6 protein-coding genes are annotated in these 6048 nt (G+C 61.2%); 5 read left to right on the top strand and 1 reads right to left on the bottom strand.

The features are described from left to right. Positions 1-1098, bottom strand: a 1098-nt coding sequence (locus Q4P21_RS15135) for a GTP pyrophosphokinase family protein (RefSeq protein ID WP_303389557.1), incomplete at its 3' end; no start/stop codon positions are given. Between the two features lie 535 nt (positions 1099-1633). Here Q4P21_RS15135 and Q4P21_RS15130 point away from each other — a divergent pair. The 5 genes from Q4P21_RS15130 to Q4P21_RS15110 all read left to right on the top strand — a co-directional run. Then, the gene (locus tag Q4P21_RS15130) at positions 1634-2572 is read left to right on the top strand and encodes a carbohydrate kinase (protein ID WP_303389556.1); all 939 of its coding nucleotides are present in this window, start codon (positions 1634-1636) and stop codon (positions 2570-2572) included. A gap of 63 nt (positions 2573-2635) precedes the next feature. Then, entirely contained in the window at positions 2636-3175 is a 540-nt protein-coding gene (locus tag Q4P21_RS15125; RefSeq protein ID WP_303389555.1) for a YbhB/YbcL family Raf kinase inhibitor-like protein, read from the top strand. Positions 3176-3353: 178 nt separating this feature from the next. Beyond that, positions 3354-4163 (top strand): HAD family hydrolase, encoded by an 810-nt coding sequence (locus tag Q4P21_RS15120; RefSeq protein ID WP_303389558.1) that lies wholly within the window; start codon positions 3354-3356, stop codon positions 4161-4163. Next, a complete protein-coding gene (locus Q4P21_RS15115; protein WP_303389554.1) occupies positions 4160-4969 on the top strand; it encodes a glycerophosphodiester phosphodiesterase in 810 nt (269 codons plus the stop codon). The genes Q4P21_RS15120 and Q4P21_RS15115 overlap by 4 nt, the downstream gene beginning before the upstream one ends. A 39-nt stretch (positions 4970-5008) precedes the next feature. Continuing rightward, on the top strand, positions 5009-6048 hold a 1040-nt coding region (locus Q4P21_RS15110), incomplete at its 3' end, for a glycerate kinase (RefSeq protein WP_303389553.1).

Raw genomic sequence — 6048 nt, 5'->3', positions numbered from 1 at the left:
TCCCTGCGCCTTGCGGTAGCGCTGCATTTGCTGATGCCGGCGGATGAGGCTGTCGCGGCGTGGCGTTTGCTCCGCGGCCGCGTCCTCAGCGGTCAAATCAATGTGGCTCTGACCGAACTGCCACAACAGCAGGTCATCGAGCAACCTGTCCGGGCCAGGGGAATACCTGTGATCCAGTGCCTTTCGCACGTTGGAGATGATCTTCGGTTGCAGCAGCGCAGCAAGATCCACAGTCTTTCCCAGCCCGTGCGCGGCGACAAGTTCCGCTGCCCAGCCCCAATCGTCGTCGGCCTTCCTATCAACGTGCGGCAATAAGGTCTGCCAGACAGCCTTGATCCGGTTGGGGGTCAGGGAAACATTCCCTTCGCCGTCCTCATCCCAATAGCTGGTGACGGTCTCATACCTGTCATGGAGTTCAGAAAAGGCGGACTCCACCGTCTCCAACATGGCCGCCGTGGCCGTGAATTGGCGGTCAAAGTACGGGCTCCAAGCGCGCGGGTCCTGGGACTTGAACCGAATGTCATGCTCAATCTCGCTCCAGGCGTGGGCGAAAATGGTACGGATCTGGCACTCAAAAAAGTAGCTCCCATTGGTCTTGGCTTCAGGGTCAAGAAGTTCCTGGTAGCTGCGCACAACATCATTTTGGATGGTGCGCAGGATCAAGTGCCGGCTGGAATACCCGTACGTGCCGGATTCGATGGAGCCAATGTCTTTCTCTGTGTCGCCGCGGCAGTCAAAAATACTCCGTTGCCGTTTGATCAGGTTGGCTGCTTGGGCATTTTCTCCCGGCAGTGTCGTGATGACCCGCACGCCGATCATATCGGTGAGGTTGCGTAACGGTTCCGGAAATTGCAGTGCCGGGGCCGCATCCGGCTCGGCAACCATCCGGGACGCCTTCTCCCTGAAAGACTCCACGGACTTGGTGCGGCTCGTGACGAACAGTGGCTTGTCATCGGCCTCGGTCAGCACCTTGCGGACAAGTGATTCAAGTTCCGCTGTGACCTTTTCCAATGCCGGAAGTGTTCGCTCATAGTCTGCGACAGAAGCGCTGACTGAGGGCCTTAGCGATTCATCGAGTCGATCCCAGTTAGTACCCATGTGCTTGAGCCTAAACGCCCGAGCAGCGCTCAAGCGAGTCGCAGCGCCGGGAACAGCAAGTTTCTAAGCACTTATTTCGACGAGGTCAGCACAGGATTCGGGGCTGAGGGCTGTTGCAAATGGCGGAAATACAACGGATTCCAGATAGAATATGGGACCCTGCGTGCTGGCCAGAGGTGATGTCAGCCCAGTCCTGCGCGGCAAAGGGATACTGACGGGGTCCACCATGGTCGCTTTTGGCCAGATATTCGTCATGAACGTGGAACCCCTCGACTGATATGTTCCCGCGATTGCGCACGAGCACTGTGGACCGTTCTTTACCTGAAAAAGTGCTGAAAGGTGTGTAATTGGTGTTAATAATATGGATAACGTGATTGATCATAGGCGTCGAATGTCACAAAAAGATAGCTTTTCTTCGAAAATGACACAATCAGATGTTTCCTCGACGTAGCCGGGACCCTTGGGTGCTCCAGGCGCAACGCTTCACGCGCGACGCCGGCGGGTTTCTCGCGCTGTCGCACCGTAGGCTGGAGCCATGCTGACTGTTATTGGTGAAGCCCTGGTTGATGAAGTCGTGCTTCCAGGCAAGGATCCCGTCCCCCACGTGGGCGGCAGCCCCATGAATGTCGCAGTGGGGTTGGCGCGACTGGGGCACCCCGTGCAGTTCCTCGGGAGATTTGGTCGGGACGCCTATGGCGACATGGTGGCCGGGCACCTGCGCAGCAACGACGTCATGGTGCCACTTCCACCGGATTCGCAGCCAACCTCCGTGGCCCGGGCAGTGCTGGATTCCGACGGTGCTGCCAGTTACGAGTTCGCTCTGAGCTGGTCCCTGCCCGACCTTCGTCCAGCTGACGGCGCGGTCAACTTCATGGTCGCGGCCACCACCCTTCTGCACACCGGCTCCATTGCCACCATGATGGACCCCGGTGCCGAGCAGGTCCTGGACGCGGTCATTGACGCGCACCCCCGCGCCACCATCAGCTATGACCCCAACTGCCGTCCCAGCATCATCACCAACGTTGATCATGCGCGGGCCCAGGCGGAAAGGTTTGTTGCTCTCTCCGACGTCGTCAAGGCCTCGGATGAGGATCTTGAATGGCTCTATCCCGGTGTGGACCCGAAGGAATCGGCCCGCAAGTGGCTTGCCCTCGGCGGCGCGGAAGGCCCCGCCGTCGTAGTTGTGACACAGGGGAGTGCAGGGCCGTGGGCTGTATGTGCCGCTGGCGAAATATCCTGTGCCGCGCCACTGGTTGACGTCGCGGACACGGTGGGTGCGGGGGATTCCTTCATGGCGGCATTGCTCTCGGCTCTGGTGGACAGGGAACTGGATGGCGCTCAGCGCCGCACCGACCTGCGCGCCATGAGCACCTCAATGTTGGCGGACGTGATTGGCTACGCAGCCAAGGCAGCGGCGATCACGGTGTCCCGTGCCGGAGCCAATCCGCCCACCCGCGCAGATTTGCAGGACTGAAACCGCGAGACTGCCGATGCATTGACAGGACAGACCAAGTGAGACCCAGTGAAAGGCCGTGCAATGTTTGACTACGACCCCTATTCGTTTCTAAAGCCCGTCCCCGAGTTTGAGCTGACCAGCGAGTCGTTCGCTGACGGGGCTGTGTTCGCGCCGGCCCAGGTTAACGCGGACGCCCATCCGGGCGGACTGGACCGCTCGCCCCAGCTCTCGTGGAGCGGGTTCCCTGCCGCGACACGCAGCTTCGCCGTGACAATGTTTGACCCGGATGCTCCCACCGCCAGTGGGTATTGGCATTGGGCGCTGGCTGACCTGCCTGCTTCGGTGACGTCGCTGGCCGAGGGGGCCGGAACCCTTGGCGCTGCCGGGGACTTGGCTCTGCCTGATGTGGCCCTGGTCTTGAAGAACGACGGCGGGCTCCCCGGCTACATGGGATCGGCACCTCCGGCCGGGCACGGTCCGCACAGGTACATGGTGGTGGTGCATGCCGTGGATGTGGAGTCCTTGGGACTGTCCGCTGATGCGAGCGTGGCCACCCTCGGCTTCAACCTGCACTTCCATGCACTCGCCAGGGCTCGTTTGACGGGCTTGTACGAGGTTTAGCAACCAAAGAGACCGCCCAGACCTTCGCGGAACCCTGCAAGGCCCGCCTCTGGCCTGCATGCCTGCCCCTGAGCCGCGGGACCGCTGCTGAGCAACAGCTGTTTCGCGGGCTGGGCGCGGCAGGGCTGGCCAGTGGCGGCTTCAACCCACATCAGTGCGAAGTTGGATAGCCTTGAGTATGCGTTTAATTGCCAGTGACATTGACGGAACCATTCTGGGCCACGATGGAAAAATCAGCACCCGCACCGTGGAAGCCTTTGCCGCTGCCGCGGAAGCAGGCATCGACGTTGTGTTTGTGACTGGACGCCCGCCCCGCTGGCTGGATCCCATCCGTGAGCAAATCGGCCACCAGGGCACCGTGATTTGCTCCAACGGTGCCGTGAGCTACGACCTTGGGCACGAAAAGGTGCTCGATTCCCATGTACTGAGCTGGGAGACCGTTCACGAGGTCCGGCACATCATCTGCGAACTGGCCCCGGAGCCGTACTTCGCGCTGGAGTCGCTCACCGGCTTCCACGTGGAAAGAGGATTCTTTGGCTCGCATGCCCCAGCGGGCGCCGCAGACGTTGTGCCCGCCGTGCTGACTCCCGACATGGCTGACGGTGGGATCGTGAAGATGCTTGCCGTGCTGCACTCCGGAAATGCCGATGAATTCCTTCAGCTGGTTGGCCCCAGTGTGGGCTCGCTGATTGGCGTGACTCATTCGGCGCCTGATCTGGCCCTGCTGGAGATGGGCCCGTATGGGGTGAACAAGGCTGTCACGCTGGCACAGTACGCCGCGGCACGGGGGATCGACGCCGCCGATGTTGTGGCTTTTGGGGACATGCCCAATGACATTGAAATGCTGGGCTGGGCCGGGGCGGGTTACGCCATGGCCAGTGGCCACCCCGAGGCGCTGGCAGCCGCTGCGTTGCGGGCGCCAAGATTCGAGGCCGACGGCGTTGCCCAAGTCATCGAATCCCGTCTGGCAGCGCTGAACCTGGCATGAGTGCCAAACCGTCAAGGGCGTCGGCACCTGTACCCAAAGCCGCCAAGCCATACCTGGCTGCTGATGTCCCGCTGGCCATCGCACACAGGGGGTTTTCCCAAGTTGGTTTGGAAAACTCCCTGGTTGCCTTCAAAGCGGCCTGTGAGTTGGGGTTTCAGTATGTTGAAACGGACATCAACGCTACGGCCGACGGGGTCGCCATGGTCTGCCATGACCCCACGTTGGGCCGCACCACGGATCAGAATGGCATCATCGCTGAACTGCCATACTCCGTTGTGCGCACAGCACGCATCGGAGGCCGAGAGCCCATTGTCACACTTAACGAGTTCTTTACTGCGCTGCCCACAACGAGCTTCAACATTGATGTGAAGGACGCCGGTTCTGTGCGGCCCTTGGTGGCCGCCATCGAGGAACTGGGCCTGCACGAGCGCGTTTGCATTGCTTCCTTCTCGGAAAAACGCCGCCGTCGTGTGTTGGCAGGGTTGAGCCAGCCGGTTGCGAGCTCACCGGGGCAATGGCTGTTGGTGACTTATTTTCTGCTCAGCCCGTGGCTGCCCAATGGGTTTGTGCGGTCCCTGATGCACACCGTGGATGTGTTGCAGATTCCGGTCAGCTTCAAGGGCCTGGCCCTTGTCACTGCGGCCACGGTGCGCCGCGCACATGGCCTGGGGCTGAAAGTCCATGTGTGGACCATTGACGATCCCGCACAAATGCATGAATTATTCGATCTTGGCGTAGACGGGATCATGACTGACAGGGCAGATATCTTGGCCGACGTGATGCGACAACGAGGCTATTGGGCGTAATGATTCATCCCAATCGGCGTGCAATGGCAGGATGGACTTATGCGAATCTTGATAGCCCCCGATAAATTCAAGGGAACCCTGACCGGTCAGGAGGCCGCTGCTGCCATGGCAGAGGGTGCCTTGCGGGTTTATCCCGATGCCGTGGTGACAGCCCTCCCCATTGCCGATGGCGGCGAGGGAACGGTGGAGGCCGCCGTGGTTGCTGGTTTTTCAGAGCGGCTGGACTCGGTGGTCGGCCCCATCCTCAAGCCCGTTGGTGCCGTTTGGGGGTTCAACGAAGACAGCAAAGTGGCTGTCATTGAAACCGCCCAGGCCAGCGGATACCTGCTCAGTGAACCCACGGTGGAGAATTCCCTACGGGCACACTCCTATGGCTCGGGCCAATTGGTGGCTGCTGCGCTGGACGCCGGCGCAGTGGAAATCATTATCGGCTTGGGTGGATCCGCCATGACCGACGGCGGAACGGGTGCCTTGCGTGCGCTGGGGCTCAAGCTGCTCGACGCCCAAGGCAACCTTGTCCCGCTGGGTGGTGGATCCCTGGTGGATGTGGTGTCCGTGGACGTCACCGGCCTGGACCCACGACTGGCGGGCGTGAAAGTTCGCATGGCAGTTGATGTGGACAACGTGCTCCATGGGCCGTATGGTGCCGCACACGTGTTCGGCCCGCAGAAGGGCGCCGATGCCGAGGCTGTCGAGTTGCTCGACGCCGGCCTCCGCAATCTTGCGGCAGTGGTGCAGGAATCGATGGGGATCGACATCAACATTCCGGGTGCAGGAGCTGCGGGCGGTTTCCCGTCAATGTTTGTGGCCTGTGCCGATGCCTCCGTTGAGCGTGGTTTTGATCTTGTGGCCGCACTGATCGATCTGGAAACCCACTTGGACGACGCGGACCTCGTCATCACCGGCGAAGGCTCACTCGATGTGCAGTCGCTGTCCGGCAAGGGCCCCCTCGGGGTGGCTGACGCCGCCCACGCGCGTGGCATTCCCGTAGTTGTCGTAGCGGGGCGAATCACGGTGACAGCCGAGCAGCTGGCTGAGCACGGCGTGGTAGCTTCCGTCAGCGCCACCGACGTTGCTGG

Source organism: Arthrobacter sp. (assembly GCF_030540645.1).
Lineage (GTDB): Bacteria > Actinomycetota > Actinomycetes > Actinomycetales > Micrococcaceae > Specibacter.
The sequence above is the reverse complement of the archived record's forward strand: the minus strand, read 5'-3'. Positions and strand labels throughout refer to the sequence as shown.

Coding starts and splice junctions, on each gene's coding strand:
- Q4P21_RS15130 (WP_303389556.1), top strand. CDS start 1,634: ATGCTGACTGTTATTGGTGAAGCCCTGGTTGATGAAGTCGTGCTTCCA.
- Q4P21_RS15125 (WP_303389555.1), top strand. CDS start 2,636: ATGTTTGACTACGACCCCTATTCGTTTCTAAAGCCCGTCCCCGAGTTT.
- Q4P21_RS15120 (WP_303389558.1), top strand. CDS start 3,354: ATGCGTTTAATTGCCAGTGACATTGACGGAACCATTCTGGGCCACGAT.
- Q4P21_RS15115 (WP_303389554.1), top strand. CDS start 4,160: ATGAGTGCCAAACCGTCAAGGGCGTCGGCACCTGTACCCAAAGCCGCC.